This window comes from uncultured Kocuria sp. (genome assembly GCF_947500125.1).
Taxonomy (GTDB): domain Bacteria; phylum Actinomycetota; class Actinomycetes; order Actinomycetales; family Micrococcaceae; genus Kocuria.
Map to the genome: position 1 here is coordinate 1 of NZ_CANMRA010000016.1, position 18,192 is coordinate 18,192.

Below are 18,192 nucleotides of genomic sequence, written 5' to 3' on the forward strand. Positions count from 1 at the left end.
GTGTCTTCTACTACACCCCCGCCTTCGCCCTGGCCCTGCACACCCACGTCGGCCACGAACTGATGAACACCACCGCCGTGGCCCTGGGCCTGATCTTCGCTACCGCCGCGCTGGCCGCCCCACCGGACCGCAGAGCGGTGCGCACGCAGGCCTTGGTGCTGCTCGCGGTGGCCACCGTGCTGGGGATCTGGGCGGTGTTCACGGCCCTGTCACCGACGGTGATCCAACCAGAGTGGTTCTCCGGACTCGGCCGAGACTGGGGGCCCTCCCCGCTGGCGGATCAACAATCCGCAGCCACCAGGATCATCCTGGCCGGGGTCCTGCCCCTGCTGGCCGCGGCCCTGGCCGTCCTGGCCCGAGGACACCAGCACGGCACCACCGACGCCACCGTTGATCGAGGAACCCCCAAGGACATCCACCATGGCTGAAACCACCACCAGCGCCCACCCTCACCCAGGCGCCGGCCCGGTCGCCGAAGAGCACCTGCCCGGCTTCGCCCGCCACCGCCCCTTCGCCCTGGTCCTGTTGGTGACCGGGGTGATCGGGTGGGTCGCCTCGGCGATCCTGGTGCTCGAGCGCCTTCAGCTCTACAAGGACCCGGGCCACGTCACCAGTTGTGACATCAACCCCTGGGTGTCCTGCGGGCGCGTCATGGGCACCTGGCAGTCGGAACTCTTCGGCTTCCCCAACCCGCTGATCGGCATCGTCGCCTTCGCGGTGGTGATCACCACCGCCATGGCCGCCCTGGCCGGGGCACAGTTCGGACGCTGGTACTGGATCGGCCTGCAGGCAGGGGTCACTCTCGGGGCGGTGTTCGTGATCTGGCTGTGGTCCCAGGCGCTGTTCACCATCTACATCCTGTGCCTGTACTGCATGATCGTGTGGGCGGCGATGATCCCGCTGTTTCTCCTGCTCACCGTGCGCAACCTCGCCCACGGCATCATCCCCGCCCCGCCCCGGTTGGTGCGGTTTGCCTCCGAGTGGGCCTGGACTCTGGTGGTCATCGCCTACGTGGCCGTGGCGGCCTCGGTGTTCTTCCGCTTCTTTTCTATCTTCACCGGTCTCTGACCAGCCCCTGAGCGACCTCGGCTCCGGCGTCTCTCGATGGAGAGGCGCCGGGGCCGAAATCTGTCCGGGATCAAAGGAGGGGACCGCCCCCTCAGCGTCAGGGGGTGCAGCTGTTCCTGGTGGTCCTCGGTGAGATCTCTGCGCGGGCATAGCGCTCCGGCGGGATCGACTGGGTGCGTCGGCCGTCGCCGCGGGATCCACTTCCGCTGAGGCCATCGATGATCGAGCGATCGCCCAGCGCCCCGAATGCCAGTACGCCGATCAGCAGCACCACCACTATTAGCAACAGGAGCCACAGCCCCATGTCCATCACGCCACGGCAGCGCACCGCACGGGGGACCTTCGCGAGTTGGTGAGGACCGGGCAACTGCGCATCCTGCTCGCGACGTCAAAAAGATATCCGCCGGGCCGTGGCGGCGCCGGGACAACCACCGTGAAAGGACTGCTCTTGGCATCGGGAGTTCATCACGGTGCTGGCCGGGGGCCACGATCGGCCCACCCTGCGCTGAGCCGGAGGCCCGCTCCGCGGGGCTTACAGCCCGGAATAGGAGTGCAGTCCGGTGAACACCGTGTTCACCACGACGAAGTTGAAAATGACGCAGAGGTAACCCGCGATCGACAGCCACGCCGAGCGGGTGCCGGTCCAACCGCGGGTGGCGCGGGCGTGCATGTAGGCGGCGTAGACCACCCAGATCACGAACGTCCACACTTCTTTGACGTCCCAGCCCCAGTAGCGCCCCCAGGCCTGCTCGGCCCAGATCGCGCCGGCGGCCAGGGTGAAGGTCCAGAACGCGAAGCCGACCGCGTTGAGCCGGAAGGACAGGTTCTCGAGCGCCTGGGAGGAGGGGACCATGGCCAGGAAGCCCATACCGGGGGCCTCCCCGGCGAGGATCGTCCGCTCCCGCCGGGCCTGCAGCAGCTGCAGGACCGCCATGGCGAAGGTGATGGTGAAGATCCCGGAGGCGGCCACCGCGATGGACACGTGGATCACCAGCCACCAGGACTGCAGGGCCGGGACCAGCGGGCCCACCGGGGTGGGGAACCCGATGGTGGCCGCGGTCAGCATGATCACCACGAGCCCGGACACGAGGACCCCCACGAAGCGCAGGTCACGCCGCCACAAGGAGACGAGGTAGACACCGGCCACGACCAGGGCCCCGGTGGTGGAGAACTCGTACATGTTGCCCCACGGCACCCGCGCCGCGGCGATCGCGCGGGTCACTACAGCTGCCGTGTGGAGGGCGAAGCCCAGGACCATGACCGTCACAGCCACCCGCGCGGCCGGGCGGCGTTCCCCGGTGTAGCGCATCTGCGCATCGGCCACGTGCTCGGCCAGCACAGAGCGGGCAGCGGCGCGGTAGCCGCGCCCGCGGTCCCCGGCGCCCAGACCGGCCCGCGGGTCGGTGGCCTCCAGGGGGCGCGCGTTCCCGGCGCCGGCCGACGCGGCGCCGATCAGCGCACGGTCGGCCTCGGTGTGGCGGCCGGTCTGTCCGGGTGCGTGGAGGGTCTTGGCGTGGGGGGCCATGTCCCAGGCGAAGGCGATGAAGCTGACCAGGTAGGTCATGGCGGCCAGGAGCATGAACAGTTCGCTCCAGGTGCCCAGGGTCTCGTTGACGGGCATGGGCACTTCCTCTCAGTTGGTGGTGGGGCCGCGGCGGGCCCGGTCCGTGGTCTTCTCGGGGGCAGACTCTGTGCGGTCACCGGCGTCATCGCGCACCCCGATCGCCTTCCAGTGGGTGGTGAACAGCTCGCCCAGCGACTCGGCCTCCGTACGCAGTCGGGGGTCCTCGCCGCGGGCCAGCAGCCCGTACTCCACCACGGTGGCCGGACGGCCCTGATCGTCGAGGTCGGTGGTGGCGCGCACCCAGACGCGGCGGCGGGAGATGAACATCGACATCAGCAGCCCGGCGAAGGCGGCCACGAAGGAGATGAAGGCCCCGGTGCGTCCCGGGTCGTAGACGATGTCCAGGCCCACGTAGCGCTTCACGTCCAGAAACTCGATCGTGCCCTTGCCCTCGGGCAGCTCGTGCACGGGGTTCGCGGCGTCCAGGGTGATCGCCCCGTTGTCACTCATCATCGAGTTGAGCTCGGTGAGCGGTGCCACGTCGAGGACGTACACGTTCTGCGGCTTACCGGTGTCCAGGCCCAGATCCCCGTAGTAGGAGGACAGGATCAGGCGGGGGTTGGCCAGACCCGGATCGCCCGAGCGCGGCATCCCGTCCGGGCCGGTGACCGCGGTGGGCAGCAGCAACCCGGTGAAGCCCAGCTGGTCGGGGCGCGCGTCGGGGACCTTGAGGGTCAGGTTGGAGGTGTAGACCCCATCGACCGGGATCGTCACCACCGGGCCCTCGAACGCCACCTCCCCGTTGCCGTCGGTCACCCGGATCACCGGGGCGTAGCCGTTGCCCACCAGGTAGGACTTCACCCCGTCGACGTTGACCGGTGCATTGACTTTCAACGTCTCCTGCCGCGGGGCCGCACCGGGGGCGTCCTCGATGGTGACCTCGGCGGTGAAGTCGATCGGGGCCCCGTAGTTCCGAGGGTTGGTGGTGTCGCGGTAGAACTCGGAGGAGAAGTCGTCCAGGCGCAACGAGAAAGGGGGCAGCCAATCGGGGTTGTAATTGGTGCCCGGGGTGAAGGAGTCATAGCCGATCAGGGTGTTCACGAAGGACTCGTCCTCCACCAAGATTTTCTGCCCCTTGTAGCCGAACAAAGAGCCCACGGCCACGGAGATCAGCACCCCCAGCAGGGCCAGGTGGAAGACGACGTTGCCGACCTCCTTCCACATCCCCCGCTCGGCGGCCACCGACGGGGCGGCCGTGCCGGTCTCGCGTACGGCCACCCGATAGCCGCGCCTTTTGAGCAGCCGGGCGGCCTCAGCCACGACCTCGTCCGGGGCCGGTGCCGCCGCGCTGTCGCACCCGCCCAGGGTCAGGGACCGGTGTTCGGGCAGCCGCTCCAGCCGACGTGGGGTGCGCGGAGGCTCGGCCCGCCACGCCCGCCAGTGCTTGCCCGCCCGCGGGAGCACGCAGCCCACCAGGGAGACGAACAGCAGGATGTAGATCGCGGAGAACCACGCCGAGGAGAAAACATCGAAAAGCTGCAACCGGTCCAGCCACGGTCCCAGGGTCGGGTTGTTGTCGATGTAGTCGCTCACCCGAGCGGGGTCCTGGATGCGCTGGGGGAAGATCGACCCGGGCACAGCCGCGACGGCCAGCAGCAGCAGCAGGAACAGGGCGGTATTCATCTTCGTCAGCTGGGTCCAGGCCCACCGGGCCATGCCCACTGGTCCCAGAACCGGAACCTCGACATCGCCGGGACCCTGGCCGGACCCGCCGGAGGGAGCACTCCGGGCATTTCTGCTGGTGGTGTCCTCGGGAGTGTTCTCGGCGTCGCCGGTGGCGCTCACGGTGACCTCTTCGTCCCCGGGGCGGGGACCGGGTGGAGTGCCGGTGCTCATGCCGTCTCAGCCGCCACGTCGGCCAGGAGCGTTTCGAGGATCGAGCGATCGGCCAGGCCCAGGATGCGGGCCGCCACCCGACCTTGGGCGTCGAGCACCAGCGTGGTGGGCACCGCCTGCGGGGGCACGTAGGCGCTCAGGGCCATCAGCACGTCCCCGTCCTTGTCTTCGAAGGAGGGGTAAGGGATCTCGAAGGTGCGCTCGAAGGCTTGCGCGGTGGCTCGCTCGTCGCGCAGGTTCACCCCGTAGAAGGTGACCTGCCCCGCGAAGCGCTGGGCGAGCTCCTTCAGATCGGGGGCCTCCACCCGGCACGGGGCGCACCCGGCGTACCAGAAGTTCAGCAGGACGGGGGTCCCGCGCAGGTCCGCGGCCGAGGCCTGGGTGGCGTCGAAGAAGGTGCCGGTGAACTGCACCGGTTCCCCGCGCTGGTCCGGGGCGTATGCGGAGACCGTGCCGTCCCCGCCGATGTAGCCCTTCCCATCTCCGGCATTGGCCTGCTGGGCCAGCGAGTCCTCCTCGGCACCGCAACCAGTCAAGCTCGCTCCAAGGGCACCCAGAGCGGTCAGGGAAAGCACACGGCGTCGGGACAGCGTGGCCGTGGGGAGGATGAGGCGGGAGGTCGCGAACATTTCACCAGGGGATCAGATCGAGGTGGGCAGGAGATGACCGGGTCGAACCCCACTCACTATGGCCAGCGAAACTGATGAGCCCCTGGACGCCCCTCCTGTCGGCGCTCCGGGACGGAGCTCGCCCAGGCCCGGGGGGCACCCCCACCGGCGTGCTCATGCGGTAGGCACCTCATGGCCATGGGATCCGTTCCCGCCGACATGGAACGGTAGGAAAAGCTGTGACGGGTGACCGGCCACCTCTTATGCGTGGTCCTCGGTGCGCGGTGGCACCATCGTGCCCACCAGGAGGGCAACCACCCCGGTGGTGACGAAAACGTCGGCGAGGTTGAAGGTGGGGAACCACCCGGTGTGCAAATAGTCCACCACCCCGTCCCCGTCGAGGCGGTCGAGGAAGTTCCCGATAGCGCCCCCGAGCAGCAGGGTCGCTCCGACGCGGGTGAGCCGGGTGAGGGTGGGTACCGCAATGAGCAGGTACCAGGTCAGCCCGGCGATGATCGCCCCGGTCGCGGCGATGACGACCCAGGAGGGCAGGGCCGCCCCGAGGCTGAAAGCCACCCCGGGATTGTGGTGCAGGCGCAGCATGAGCAGCCCCAGATCCACCGCCTCGCCGCTCGCAAGCCGGGCTTCGGCCACGGCTTTGACGATCAGGTCGACGGCGGCCAGCCCTGCCGCCCCGACCAGCAGAACAACTGTCCTGCGGCGGGTCTCCGGCCTGCTCGAGGCGCCGGTGCGGGGCGGGGGAGCGTCGCTCATGCGGCCGGTTCCAGGGACGGTGCGGGCTGGGCGGCCGGGCGCGCAGTGTCACGGCGGATCCGGCCGGCGCGCACCCCGTTGGCGATGATCAGGATCTCGGCCACCTCGTGCACCAGCACCACCGCGGCCAGCCCCAGGATGCCGAACAGTGCCAGGGGGATCAGCACCGCGATCAGCGCCAGGGACACCCCGACGTTCTGCAGCATGATCGACCGGGTCCGCCGGGCGTGGCCGAGGGCCTGGGGCAGGTGCTGGAGGTCCTCGCCCATCAAGGCGATGTCGGCGGTCTCGATGGCCACGTCGGTGCCCATCGCGCCCATGGCGATGCCGATGTCGGCGGTGGCCAGGGCCGGGGCGTCGTTGACGCCGTCACCGACCATCGCCGTGGGGCGCTGCTCCTTGAGGGTGCGGATGATCTCCGCCTTGTCCTGTGGGCGCAGGTCGGCGTGGACCTGGGTGATGCCGGCGGCCTGGGCCAGGGCGGTGGCGGTGAGGGTGTTGTCCCCGGTGAGCATCGCGGTGGTGTACCCGGCGCGGTTGAGCCGGGTGATCACCTCTCGGGCTTCCGGGCGCAGCTCATCACGCACCGCGACTGCCCCGATGACATCCCCGTCCTGCTCGATGAGCACGGCCGTGGCACCGGCGCGCTGCATCCGCTCGATGTCTCCGGCCAGGGGCCCGGGGGTGATCCACCCCGGGCGGCCCAGGCGCAGGCGCGCACCCTCGAAGGTGCCGAACAGCCCGGCCCCGGGAACGGTGTCCACCTGGGTCACCTCGGCCTGCTCAGGTGTGGCGGCGAGGATGGCCCGGGCCAGGGGGTGTTCGCTGCGGGCCTCCAGCCCGGCCGCCAGCGACATCACCCGTTCCCGGGTCACCCCGGGACTGGTGGCGACCTCGATGACGGCCGGGTTGTTGCGGGTGAGGGTGCCGGTCTTGTCCAGGGCGATGGTGCCGATCTTGCCCAGGGTCTCCACCGCGGCACCGCCCTTGATCAGCACCCCGATGCGGCTGGCCGCCCCCACCGAGGCCACCACGGTCACGGGCACCGAGATCGCCAGCGCACACGGTGAGGCCGCCACCAGCACGACCAGGGCGCGTTCGAACCACAGCAGCGGCTCCCCGACGATGAACCCGTAGGCCACGATCAGGGCCGCGGCGATGAGGATCCCCGGCACTAGCTTGCTGGCGATGGCATCGGCCAGCCGTTGGCCGGGGCCCTTGCGGGACTGCTCGGTCTCGACGATGTGCACGATCTTCGCCAGAGAGTTGTCCTCGGCGGTGCTGGTGACCTCGACCTCCAGCGGGCCGGTGCCGTTGATGGACCCGGCGTAGACCTCCGAACCCGGTCCGACCTCCACCGGCACGGACTCCCCGGTCAGCGCCGAGGTGTCCACCGAGGTGCGCCCGGTGAGGATCCGCCCGTCGGTGGCCACCCGCTCCCCGGGACGGACCACCATCCGGTCCCCCGGCACCAGCTCGGCCGGGGACACGGTGGCCGGCACCCCGCCCCGGAGCACCGTGGCCTGATCCGGGACCAGGTCCAGCAGCGCGCGCAACCCGCGCCGGGTCCGCGCCACCGAGTACTCCTCCAGCGCCTCGGCGATCGCGTAGAGGAAGGCCAGCGCCGCCGCCTCCTCGATCGCGCCCAGGGCTACCGCCCCGACGGCGGCGATCGTCATCAAGGTCCCGACCCCGATGCGGCCCTTGGCCAGTCGGCGCAGCGTGGAGGGCACGAACGTCCACCCCGCCAACCCCAGCGCCACCACGCTCACGGCGGTGACCAGCCACTCGGGGCCGTCCATCAGGTGGGTGGCCCACCCGACTGCCAGCAGCACGCCGGCCGCGGAGGCGAACCGCACCTCGCTCACCTGCCAGAAACCGGCCGGCCCCGCTTCCTCGTGGTGGGCAGGCTCATCGTGGGCGCAGCAGGCATCACTCATCGCACAACCTCCGGGGCCTGTCGGGTCTGCTGGGCGTCCAGACCGTAGTTCGGGCACAGGCTCACGGCGTTGCCAGTGGCCGACAACAGCACCTCGGCGGCAGCGAGCATGTCCAGCAGCTCCGGGCGGGTCAGCGAGTAGTACACGCTGCGCCCCTGCGCCCGACCCTGCACCAGCCCGCAACCGCGCAGGCACGCCACATGGCCTGACACGGTGGACTGGGCCAACCCCAGTTCGCTGGTGAGATCACGTACCCGCACCTCCCCGACGGCCATTCGTTGCACGATGGCCAGCCGGGTCGGATCGGACAGGGAGTGGAACAATGCCGCCGCCGGATCCAACGCCCCGCAGGGGGCCTGCGGAACATACTCAGAAATCGTCATGGGCCGATGATAGCCTCATTTTGGGTTGACAGTGGTCATGTGCGGTAGTCTCGGGGCGCCCCCTGGCCCGAGGAGACTGTGATGACGATTGGCGGCTACTTTGCCGAGACGGTGAACTCCGGGGCCCTGCTCATCGCTGTGCCCCTGGCGATGATCGCCGGGATTGTCTCTTTCATCTCCCCGTGCATTCTGCCGCTGGTGCCCGGCTACCTCGGCTATGTCTCCGGGCTGGCCGATCCGACTCGGGCGGACAACCGCCGGCGGGTGCTGGCTGGGGTGGGGCTGTTCATCCTGGGCTTCGCGGCGGTGTTCACTCTCTACGGGGCGGCCTTCGGCGCCATCGGGGGCTGGCTGGTGCGGTGGCAGGATCCGCTGATGCGGGCCTTGGGGGTGTTCGTGGTGCTCATGGGACTGGTGCTGGTCGGGAAGTTCTCCTTCCTGCAGCAGACCAAGAAGCTGTCCTTCCAACCCCGCACCGGCATCGCCGGCGCCCCGCTGCTCGGGGTGGTCTTCGGCCTGGGCTGGACACCGTGCATGGGCCCGACCCTCAGTGCCGTGCTGGCGCTGAGCACCACCACCGGAGGGGCCTGGCGCGGGGCCCTGCTGGGCTTCACCTACTGCCTGGGCCTGGGCATCCCTTTCGTCCTGGTCGCGGCCGGGCTCAACTGGGTCACCACGACCCTGAGCTACATCCGCCGCAACATCCGCACCTTCAACCTCGCCGGCGGCTCCGTGCTGATCGCCGTGGGGCTGCTGATGGTGACCGGGATCTGGATGCAGTGGATCTACCAGCTCCAAAGCCTCGCCGGCACCTTCATCACCCCCGTCTGAGTCCCCGGAGAACATCCCCAATTTGTGACGCACCGAACCCCCAACACCCAACGATTCACCACACCATCACCGAGGAGCACACATGGCGAAGATCTACCACGACGTCACCGAGATCGTAGGCCGCACCCCGCTCGTCCGGCTGAACCATCTGGATGAGGGCCTGCCCGGCAACGTCGCCGTGAAGCTGGAGTTCTACAGCCCCGCCAACTCCGTCAAGGACCGGATCGGCGTGGCCATCGTCGACGCCGCGGAGAAGTCCGGGCAGCTCAAGCCCGGCGGCACGATCGTCGAGGGCACCTCCGGCAACACCGGCATCGCCCTGGCCATGGTCGGCGCCGCCCGCGGCTACAAGGTCATCCTGACCATGCCCGAGACCATGTCCACGGAGCGGCGGGTCATGCTCCGCGCCTACGGCGCCCAGATCGTGCTCACCCCCGGCGCCGAGGGCATGCGCGGCGCGGTCGACAAGGCCCAGGAGATCGTCGAGTCCACCGAGAACGCCGTGCTGGCCAAGCAGTTCGCCAACGAGGCCAACCCGGCGATCCACTACGCCACCACCGGCCCGGAGATCTGGGAGGACACCGACGGCGAGGTCGACGTGTTCGTCTCCGGCGTGGGCACCGGCGGCACCATCACGGGCGCGGGCCGCTACCTGCGCGAGCAGAAGCCGGACATCCGCCTGATCGTGGTCGAGCCGGCCGACTCCCCGCTGCTCACCGAGGGCAAGGCCGGGCCCCACAAGATCCAGGGCCTCGGGGCGAACTTCGTCCCCGACAACCTCGACCGCGAGATCTACGACGACGTCTACGACGTGACCGTGGAGGACTCGGTGCGGGTCGCCCGCGAGCTGGCCACCCAGGAGGGCATCCTCGGCGGGATCTCCTCGGGGGCCATCGTGTGGGCCGCCCTGCAGGAGGCCGCCAAGGAGGAGAACCGGGACAAGCTGATCGTGGCCATCGTGTGCGACTTCGGGGAGCGCTACATCTCCACCCTGCTCTACGAGGACATCCGCGGCTGAGGCCCTGCCCGGGTTGCCGCGCTACGTTCAGCATTGCGCGTCCGGGACGCCATGACGCATTCCGGTGCCGGACGCCGGTTGCTACAGCTGGTGGCGCTCACCGGTCTCGGATCCGACTCCAAGAGCCGGTCTCGGCTGGACGCCTCCGGTGGCGGGCGGGATGGCTCCCCGCGCCTGGCACCGGATCTCTATCTCCCGCCGCACCCCCCAGGTGCGGCGGCGCAGCCTGACGCACCCACTCCTCACCCCCGAAGGGACCCCAGTGCCATGCTGACCACCACTTCTGCCCTGCGCCGTACCGCCGCCACCGTGAGCGCGGTCGGCGCCCTGACCGCCCTGGGGCTGGTCCCCGCCGCCGCTCATGACGAGGTGCTGAGTACCTCCCCCGAACAGGGCGCCGTGCTGGAGACCGCCCCCGAACAGATCGAGCTCTCCTACAGCGGGGAGATCATGGACATCGGTCACCAGGTGCTGGTGACCGGCCCCGAGGGCCAGTCCGTGACCGAGGGCCCGCTCGAGCGCGACGGTTCCCAAGTGGTCCAGCCCCTGGCCGCGGCCGGGTCCGAGGAAGGGACCTACCAGGTGGTTTGGCGGGTGGTCTCCAGCGACGGCCACCCCATCGAAGGCACCTACACCTACGAGGTGGGTGACGGCGCGGACACCGCGACCCCGGCCCCCAGCCTCAGCAGCACCCCGACCGAGGCCCCCGCTGACAGCTCGGACAGCTCCGCCCCAGCCCAGGACGCGGCCGCACAGGAGAGCTCCGAGGGTCTGTCCGGGTGGGCCCTCGGCGCCGCCGTGGTGGTGCCGGCCCTGGCCGTGATCGGGCTTCTGGTCTTGGTCTCTCGCCGCCGCAAGAGCTGAACCCCTGCAGCCGGGCTGGCGCAGGAGCCCTGCGCGGAAGGACCTGGGGGCGGGCGCCGCGACTGTGGTGGTCCTCCTGGGCCTTGCTGATGCTCGACGCGGGGTAGGTGCCAGTCCCCGAAATCACACCGCTGCCGCACGGATGACTGCGTGAAGCCCATCGCTTCAGCAACCGCTCGACAGCGCGACCGGGTCACAGGACGTATTGACTCTCTTCTTGGAGGAACGGAGCACTAGTCCATGGCGCGGACCGCAGCTGGGCTCATGGTCCGATTCTCGGTCCCGTCCATGACCCCGTCCTCGAAGGCGTCCAGCAGGGCGTCTTCCTCCTCCTCCCACGTCGGCCGGTGGCGCCGGCGCTGCGGCTTGGGTCGCATCAGGGACTTCAAGTGGGCCGGCATGTCGTCGGCCATCTCCATCTGGCGGATGACGAGCTCCTCCTCGCCCTCGCCCACGTAGTTGCCGTCCTCGTCGTAGAACTGGGAGAGGTGGCGTTCCATCTCTGCGGCGTACTGGCGGTCCCAGGCGTCGTTGCGGGCCTGCTGCCGGGCGGCGTAGCCGTAGGCCACGAAGAACAGGGCGGCGAAGGCGTACCACTGCAGGGAGTAGGACAGGTGCGGTCCGGAGTCGATCTCGGGCTCGGGCGCGGGTGCGGGAGCCACGGCCGGGGCCGGGTCCTCGGCGAAGACCTCGGCGTAGGCGGCCGTGCCGATCGGCCGATCCCACCGCTCCTGGAGCTCCTGGAGCTGGATGGTGGCGATCTGGCCCTCCGGGGCGCCGCGGTCCACAGCCGGCTCCCCGGGACGCAGCCGCGCGGTGACGCTCACCTGCCCGGTGGGCGGGGCCGGGACCTCGTCGGGCATCCCGTTGGCGGCCGAGCCCGTGGGGATCCAGCCGCGGTCCAGCACGACCACGTCCCCGGCTTGCGTGCGGAAGGGCACGAGGACCTCGTAGCCCACGCGCCCGTCCTGGGGACGGTTGCGCACGAGGACCTGGTCCTCGGCCAGGTACTCGCCGGTCAGCTCCACCGGGTGCCAGGTGAGGGTGGGGTCGTGGGCGGCGAACTGCGCGGCCGCCTCGTTGCCGGTCAGCGGCTCGGCCCGGTAGTTGCGGGTGATCTTGGCGTTCTCCCCGACCAGGTGGTCGTTGCGGTCCATCTGCCACCCGGCCAGGTACACGGAGACCGCCGCGGCGGCGCAGGCCAGGGCGAAGAAGCCGAGCCACTTCCCGCTGAGCAGGAACCGGTAGTCGCTCACGGCCGGTCCTCCCCGGTGGGCCCGTCGTGGCCGAGCGGGACGGTGTTCTTCCAGAAGCCCTGGGCGCGGAGGAACTTCTCGAGGTCCTCGCGGTGGTCGGGGCACGCCAGCCAGCTCTTGCGGTGCTGGGGGGTGTGGATGCGCGGGTTGTTCCAGCGGATCCGCCACGCGGCGTCGGCGCGGCAGCCCTTGCGGGAGCACTGCGGGTTGTCGGGGCCGCCCGGTGGTGCCTCGGATTCGTGCAGGGACAGCGATCTGAGCCGGTCGGACTCCACGGCAGTCGTGCTCCTCGGGGTGCTCGGTCAGGCTTCCGGAACAGCCCCGCGGCGGGCTCAGGCCGCGCCGCGGCTCCGGGAGGTGTCGTCCTCGACAGTAGCGGAGGAAGCCGGGTCCCCGCTGGGAGCAGCTGTGCCCCAGAGCCCGACCTCGCGGCCTGCGGGCCCCCGTCGCGGCCCTCCCCGTTGTCGCCGTGATCGGTGATGATCTCACCCTCCAACACGAGGTCCATGTCCCAGGAGAACAGCGCGGGCGGGCGCGACTGCTGAAGATAGACGGCGGATTGGTGTCGGAGCTTGCCGGCGAGGTGATAAAGCTACAGGCGGACTCCACCGTGGTCGTTACAGCCGGCGGAGTGGTGTTCGTGAGCTGGTGGTGGCCACAGGCGCTCTCCGCCATCTCCATCCTGTGCCTGTACTGCATGAGCGTGTGGGCAGGGATGCTCCCAGTGATCCTATTGCTGAGCGTGCGCAACCTCGTCCACGGCATCATTGCTGCCCCCGTCGCCCTGATGCGGTTTGCTGACGAGTAAGCCTGAACCCTCCTGGCCATCACCTACGTGGTTGTGGCGGCCTCGGTGTTCATCCGCTTCTTCACCGCTTCCTCTGGCCTGTGAGCATTCATCCACCGCCTCGATGCCACCACCGGGTCCGGGGGCGGGTTTTCAACCTGGCGCCCCTCGGCCCCGTGAAGTCGAGCGCACAGCAGGGCGTCGATCACTGGGCGGCCGGAGGCAGGCTCGCCACCCAGACCACGCCCGCGGCGACCTGCACCACCCCCAGCGCCCGAATCAGGCCGGGACACTCGAGGAATGAGCGCATCGCTTGCCGCCACTGGCTGCGGCGGCGGGCACGGTCCGTCGTTGATCATCATCGTGGGCACCGTTTCTGCCACCTGCCGCTACGATGGCACCAGCCGACACTGCTGCGGCAAGTGGTTGCGCCGTTGCGAGTGAAGAAGGCATGGAGGGGTTAGGGGACCGTTCCAGCGCACCACACCACATGCCCACCGCCACCTCGGTGGAAGTCGCGGAGAAGATCCTGTGGCTGCGCCCGTAGTACCATTTCGACCCGGAAAAGATCGTGATGTATCTGCTGCGCTACCACGACGTGACCTTCAGCGCCTCCGGAGTCTGGTGGTTACTGCACAAGGCCGGCATCAGCCGTCTGCTGGCCTCTCGACGCTACAAGCGCACAGACACCACCCGGTGGAAGCGCTACGCGAAACGGCGCCCCGGCCAGCAACTGCGAATGGACGTGAAGTTCATCGAGCCGCTGATCGGGCCGGACAGGCCAAAAAGTAATACCCGTACATCGCCATCGACGACTGCACCCGCCTGCGGGCCTTACCTGCCTATCCGCGCAACGACCAGGAGACCGTCATCCAGTTCATCGACTACGTTCTGGCCCAGCCGTCCTTCGCCGTGGATCGTGTCCAGACCTCCAATGGTGAGAAGCTCGGCTCGGCGCTGCACTGGCACATCCTCGACGAGGCCACCGGCCATGGGTACACCAAACCCCGCGCACCCCTGCTCAACGGGAGGTTGGGACGTTCTTACCGAATCGACTCCGAGGGGTTCTATCAACTGCTCGTGGGCCGGGTCATTGACGACACACAACTGTTCACCGAGAAGCTCTCGGAGTGGGAGGGCTACTGCTATTACCACCGAGGGCCCCACGGAGCCTTCGGCGGACGGGCACCCTTCGAATGCCGCCGACAGAGGATCCAAGGCCCACGGTCACCAGCCTCCGTCAGTTGCACGCTGATCCGCTCCGCGACATGAACGATGACGGCGCAGCTTTTCGCCGCCCCGCGGGGGGCTGTTCGGGGCGGGGTCTGCGGCGCAGGCTGACTCTGGGGTTGCTCGGCGCCGCAGGCCTGGCCCTGACCGGCTGCGGTGCCCAGCACGATCCGTGGTTCGGTGGCTACGTCAACGCCACGTCCTACCCGTACTTCGACTTCGGGACGGAAGCCGCGGGGCAGTCCCATACGGTGCTGGGGTTCGTGGTGGCCGATCCCGAGGATCCTTGCTCCCCGTCCTGGGGCGGCTACTACGGGCTCGACGAGGCGCAGGAGACCCTGCGGATGGAGCAGCAGATCGCGGGGCTGCGGGAGGCCGGCGGCGACGTGGTGGTCTCCTTCGGCGGTGCGGCCGGCAACGAGCTGGCCACCGCCTGCACCGATCCGGACCGGCTGCTCACGGCGTACCGGGCGGTGCTCGAGCGCTACGACGCGAGCATCGTGGACTTCGACATCGAGATGGACGACCTCGAGGACCAGGAGGCCAATCAGCGGCGGGCCGAGGTCCTGGCGCGGCTGCAGGAGGAGCGGGACGAGCCCCTGGAGGTGTGGGTCACGCTGCCGGTGGCACCGCACGGTCTGGACGAGGACCCGGTGGAGGTCGTGGCGCAGCTGCTCGCGGCCGAGGTGAATCTCGCCGGGGTCAACCTGATGACCATGAACTACAGCGAGAGCAAGCCTGCGGGGCAGTCCATGGTGGCGGCCTCGCAGGAGGCGGCCCGATCCGCGCACGGCCAGCTCACCGCGCTGTGGGAGGCGGCGGGCCACAACCTCTCCGCGGAGCAGGTGTGGCACCGCATCGGCCTGACCCCGATGATCGGGGTCAACGACGCCCCCGGGGAGGTCGTCGATTTGGAGGCGGCGGCCGAACTCAACCGCTTCGCCCGGGACCAGGGCGTGGGGCGGATCTCCTACTGGTCTTTGAACCGAGACCGGTCCTGCGACCCCGAGGACGGCGACCCGGCCGAGGCCAACGACTTCTGCAGCGGACTCGAGCAGGAGACCGGGGAGTTCACCCGGGTCCTCGGCGAAGGCTTCGACGAATAGCCGGATCACCGGACAGCGAGTAGCGGCGACCCGCGCGTGGCGGGCTCAGATGCGCTGCGCGTCCGCGCTGCGGTTCGACACCGACTCGATGTCCAGCACGCTGTTGGTGCGTTCGGGCTTATACCAGCCGATCATCTTGCCCTTGAGCGCCTGGAGCAGGGAGGCGTAGAGGAGGTAGGCGCGCAGGGGCTCGTAGATGATCCGGTAGACGGGCACGACCAGCAGATGGGTCCAGGACTCGCCGACCATGCGGATGGCGATGACGCAGATGATGGCGTGGATGGCCAGCACGAATCCGGCGAAGGCGGCGATGGGCTGCCAGTTGCCGGCGGCGATGTTGATGCCGGCCATGAGCACGGTCAGGGGCAGGAAGACCAGCGGGATGAGGGTGGCGAGCATGGTGTAGGGCAGGGCGACCATGCCGAGGAAGCCGTAGCGGGGGTTGAACAGCATCCCGGCGTGCTTCCACAGGGCCTGGAGGTTGCCGTAGGTCCAGCGCAGCCGCTGCTTGGCCAGCCCGCGCACGGTCATCGGGGCTTCGGTCCAGGCCACGGCCTGATTCTCCTGGATCACGGCCCAGCCCAGCTTTTGCAGGGTCATGGTGAGGTCGGCGTCCTCGGCGAGAGTGTCGTGGGAGTAGCCGCCGGCGGCCTGCAGGGCGTCTTTGCGCCAGGCCGCGCAGGCGCCGGGGACGATGGAGATCGCCCCGGCCACGCCTTCGCCCATGCGGGTCACGCAGATCCCGGAGATGTACTCCAGGGACTGCCACATGGTGAGGATTCCGCGGCGGTTGCCGACCTTCACGTGCCCGGCCACGGCCCCGACCGGGTGCTTGGTGTCCTGGTCGTAGAAGTGGCGGGCGAACATCCGGACGGTCTGGGGTTCGAAGAGCGTGTCCCCGTCGAGGGTCACCACGATCTCTCCCCGGGCGGCCATGATGCCGTGGTTGGAGGCGATGGACTTGCCACCGTTGGGCTGGGTGAGCACCCGCAGCGCCGGCCATCGTGCGGCGTAGTCGCGCATGATCGCCAGGGTGTTGTCGGTGGAGCCGTCGTCGACAGCGATGACTTCGAGGTTCGGGTAGTCGCTTGCGGCCAGGGCGGCCAGGGTGCGCTCGACCACGGGTTCTTCGTTGAACACGGGCAGGATCACCGAAACCAGGGGCAGGTCGGCCTCGGGGATGTCCCGCCACACCCGGTGCTTCTGGCGGCGGTGGCCGATCAGCGCCAGCACCACGTAGAGGGCGGACATTAAGGTCAGAGACCCGATGCCGAACCAGAAGAGCCAGCCCATGACCACGTCCGGAGTGACCATGAGGGTGGTCAGGGCGAAGGCGGTGGCGTCGTCGGCCAGGGCAGGTTCGGTGCCGGCCACCGGCAGGTAGCCCTCGGGGACGATGGGGGCGAAAGTGGAGAAGGTGTAACCGGCGGCCTTGGCCTCGGTGATCAGCTCCTTGAGCGCGGCCACGGTGGCGGTGCGGTCCCCGCCGCCGTCGTGCATGAGCACGACGCGGCCCTCGCCGTCGAGCGCGGGCAGATCGATGTCCTGCCCGGGGCTGTAGGCCCAGTCCCGGGTGTCGAGGTTGAAGTCCACGTGCAGATAACCCATCTGCTGGGCCTCCAGCACGGGCAGGGCCTTGTTGTCCGGGTCACCGGTCGGAAGACGGAACAACGGAGTCGCGTAGCCACCGACGGAACGCATGGCCCGGTCGGTGCCGATGAGCTCCTCACGGTTGCGGAAACCGTCCTCCCACGAGGTGAAGTGGGTCATGGTGTGATTGCCCACCATGTGCCCCTCACGGATTACGCGCTCGAAGAGCTCGGGGTTCTTCACCACGTTGGTCCCGACGGTGAAGAACGTGGCCGGCACCCCCTCGGCGGAGAGCACGTCGAGGATCTCGGAGGTGAACTCGGCATCGGGGCCGTCGTCGAAAGTGATGATCAGCTGGCGGTCGGGAATCTCACCGAACCGCTCCATGGCGTACGGGCGGTCGCCGACGAGCTGGGCTTCCTCCTCACTGAGCGTGCGGAGGACCTCGTCGCTGAACGGATCCGCCAGCACGGTTTGCCCGTCGAGCTCCTCGATCAGGCCGATCCGCGAGAACGGATTCGACGCGTCCCCGAGCAACGGGATGTCCTCCGTGTCCCCGGTGGCGATCAACTCGCGCGGATAACCGGGGTCCTGGTTCAGCGGCTGGTCCCAGGGCTGAGCCAGTGCCTGAGGCAGGACCCAGGACACCATACCGACGACGAGGACGAGCAGCACCATCAAGGTGGCCAGGATGCGGTACCATCGCTTGCCGCTGGGGTCGTAGAACACCGGCGGCGCCGCGGTGCTGCCCGAGCGGTCGACTTGTCGACGGCGCGGAAAATCCTGATCGTCCCACCTGTGGCGCACAGCAAACTCATTCCCCCGGACGGCGATTCGTCCCCCGACGAATCGATCGGCTCGTCCCCCCGGACGGCCCGACGGGATCAGCGTGCCAGGTCCAACGGATCGTGTCACAAGTGCGAATATGTATGAATGCACACCAAATACATCGAAAAGCATTAGTATGTGATTGCTAAAGCGGAATCTTGCAGAGGAGATATGTACTACCGTGTAATTGATGTTTTGAGAACATCACCGGATCGGGGGACAGGACCGGATAGATCTGTCCGCCGATGTGGTGACACAAAAGTCAAGGATTATGCAGATGCGTGACAGCGGTCCGGGTCCGAATCCGCAAAGTCCCCGACACCCCATGCGTGGTCGACCCACTCTCCGGGTCCCCGCCCACCATGACAGCAGCGCATACGGCAGTGGCCGGGCCAGGGGCAGGTCGAGGTTGCTCTCCTGGAAGTAGAAGCCTTCGGTGGGCTGGGTGA

The 18,192-nt window shown here is 69.0% G+C and carries 19 protein-coding genes; 9 read left to right on the forward strand and 10 right to left on the reverse strand.

The window, feature by feature from the left end; translation table 11 throughout:
* Together Q0817_RS11570 and Q0817_RS11575 are read left to right on the forward strand one after the other, a co-directional pair.
* A partial coding sequence (locus Q0817_RS11570; RefSeq protein ID WP_298587572.1) for a cytochrome c oxidase assembly protein occupies nt 1-428 on the forward strand: 428 nt, incomplete at its 5' end.
* Nucleotides 421-1,068, forward strand: coding sequence for a vitamin K epoxide reductase family protein (locus Q0817_RS11575; protein ID WP_047804870.1), 648 nt, complete (start codon nt 421-423; stop codon nt 1,066-1,068). The genes Q0817_RS11570 and Q0817_RS11575, both read left to right, overlap by 8 nt.
* A gap of 97 nt (nt 1,069-1,165) precedes the next feature.
* Here Q0817_RS11575 and Q0817_RS11580 read toward each other — a convergent pair whose 3' ends face one another.
* From Q0817_RS11580 to Q0817_RS11610, 7 genes are all read right to left on the reverse strand, one after another.
* Nucleotides 1,166-1,378 (reverse strand): hypothetical protein, encoded by a 213-nt coding sequence (locus tag Q0817_RS11580; RefSeq protein ID WP_047804871.1) that lies wholly within the window; start codon nt 1,376-1,378, stop codon nt 1,166-1,168.
* A 222-nt stretch (nt 1,379-1,600) separates the two neighbouring features.
* Nucleotides 1,601-2,689 carry a c-type cytochrome biogenesis protein CcsB gene (gene ccsB, locus Q0817_RS11585; RefSeq protein WP_047804872.1) on the reverse strand — a complete coding sequence of 363 codons (1,089 nt, stop codon included), beginning with the start codon at nt 2,687-2,689 and terminating at the stop codon, nt 1,601-1,603.
* Between the two features lie 12 nt (nt 2,690-2,701).
* Nucleotides 2,702-4,477 carry a cytochrome c biogenesis protein ResB gene (locus Q0817_RS11590; RefSeq protein WP_047804909.1) on the reverse strand — a complete coding sequence of 592 codons (1,776 nt, stop codon included), beginning with the start codon at nt 4,475-4,477 and terminating at the stop codon, nt 2,702-2,704.
* Between the two features lie 47 nt (nt 4,478-4,524).
* Nucleotides 4,525-5,064: a TlpA disulfide reductase family protein gene (locus Q0817_RS11595; RefSeq protein WP_308216846.1), complete on the reverse strand. Its 540-nt coding sequence runs from the start codon at nt 5,062-5,064 to the stop codon at nt 4,525-4,527.
* Between the two features lie 333 nt (nt 5,065-5,397).
* Nucleotides 5,398-5,910 (reverse strand): signal peptidase II, encoded by a 513-nt coding sequence (gene lspA / locus Q0817_RS11600; protein ID WP_047804874.1) that lies wholly within the window; start codon nt 5,908-5,910, stop codon nt 5,398-5,400.
* Nucleotides 5,907-7,850, reverse strand: coding sequence for a cation-translocating P-type ATPase (locus Q0817_RS11605; RefSeq protein WP_047804875.1), 1,944 nt, complete (start codon nt 7,848-7,850; stop codon nt 5,907-5,909). Before Q0817_RS11605 ends, lspA begins: the two co-directional genes overlap by 4 nt.
* Complete coding sequence (locus tag Q0817_RS11610; protein WP_047804876.1) at nt 7,847-8,233, reverse strand: helix-turn-helix transcriptional regulator; 387 nt, start codon at nt 8,231-8,233, stop codon at nt 7,847-7,849. Before Q0817_RS11610 ends, Q0817_RS11605 begins: the two co-directional genes overlap by 4 nt.
* Nucleotides 8,234-8,314: 81 nt before the next feature.
* Between Q0817_RS11610 and Q0817_RS11615 the strand changes: the two genes are divergently transcribed.
* From Q0817_RS11615 to Q0817_RS11625, 3 genes are all read left to right on the forward strand, one after another.
* On the forward strand, nt 8,315-9,064 hold the full coding sequence (locus tag Q0817_RS11615; RefSeq protein ID WP_047804877.1) for a cytochrome c biogenesis CcdA family protein: 750 nt from the start codon (nt 8,315-8,317) through the stop codon (nt 9,062-9,064).
* Nucleotides 9,065-9,146: 82 nt separating this feature from the next.
* On the forward strand, nt 9,147-10,082 hold the full coding sequence (gene cysK, locus Q0817_RS11620; RefSeq protein ID WP_047804878.1) for a cysteine synthase A: 936 nt from the start codon (nt 9,147-9,149) through the stop codon (nt 10,080-10,082).
* A 267-nt stretch (nt 10,083-10,349) separates the two neighbouring features.
* Complete coding sequence (locus tag Q0817_RS11625; RefSeq protein WP_101851591.1) at nt 10,350-10,946, forward strand: copper resistance CopC family protein; 597 nt, start codon at nt 10,350-10,352, stop codon at nt 10,944-10,946.
* Between the two features lie 233 nt (nt 10,947-11,179).
* Here Q0817_RS11625 and Q0817_RS11630 read toward each other — a convergent pair whose 3' ends face one another.
* Together Q0817_RS11630 and Q0817_RS11635 are read right to left on the reverse strand one after the other, a co-directional pair.
* Entirely contained in the window at nt 11,180-12,202 is a 1,023-nt protein-coding gene (locus Q0817_RS11630; protein ID WP_047804879.1) for an SURF1 family protein, read from the reverse strand.
* Nucleotides 12,199-12,453, reverse strand: coding sequence for a hypothetical protein (locus Q0817_RS11635; RefSeq protein ID WP_047804911.1), 255 nt, complete (start codon nt 12,451-12,453; stop codon nt 12,199-12,201). Before Q0817_RS11635 ends, Q0817_RS11630 begins: the two co-directional genes overlap by 4 nt.
* Before the next feature lie 218 nt (nt 12,454-12,671).
* On the opposite strand from Q0817_RS11635, the gene Q0817_RS11640 reads away from it, so the two are divergent.
* The 4 genes from Q0817_RS11640 to Q0817_RS11650 all read left to right on the forward strand — a co-directional run bounded on the left by Q0817_RS11640 (nt 12,672) and on the right by Q0817_RS11650 (nt 15,325).
* Nucleotides 12,672-13,010, forward strand: a complete 339-nt coding sequence (locus Q0817_RS11640; RefSeq protein WP_139318648.1) for a hypothetical protein — start codon at nt 12,672-12,674, stop codon at nt 13,008-13,010.
* A gap of 279 nt (nt 13,011-13,289) precedes the next feature.
* The gene (locus Q0817_RS11645) at nt 13,290-13,433 is read left to right on the forward strand and encodes a hypothetical protein (protein WP_158041319.1); all 144 of its coding nucleotides are present in this window, start codon (nt 13,290-13,292) and stop codon (nt 13,431-13,433) included.
* A 7-nt stretch (nt 13,434-13,440) separates the two neighbouring features.
* Nucleotides 13,441-13,536, forward strand: a complete 96-nt coding sequence (locus Q0817_RS20080; protein WP_158041321.1) for a hypothetical protein — start codon at nt 13,441-13,443, stop codon at nt 13,534-13,536.
* Nucleotides 13,537-14,338: 802 nt separating this feature from the next.
* Nucleotides 14,339-15,325, forward strand: a complete 987-nt coding sequence (locus Q0817_RS11650; RefSeq protein ID WP_053005131.1) for a chitinase — start codon at nt 14,339-14,341, stop codon at nt 15,323-15,325.
* 45 nt (nt 15,326-15,370) lie between these two features.
* Here Q0817_RS11650 and Q0817_RS11655 read toward each other — a convergent pair whose 3' ends face one another.
* Nucleotides 15,371-17,644 (reverse strand): bifunctional polysaccharide deacetylase/glycosyltransferase family 2 protein, encoded by a 2,274-nt coding sequence (locus Q0817_RS11655; RefSeq protein WP_047804880.1) that lies wholly within the window; start codon nt 17,642-17,644, stop codon nt 15,371-15,373.
* Nucleotides 17,645-18,192: the final 548 nt, after the last annotated feature.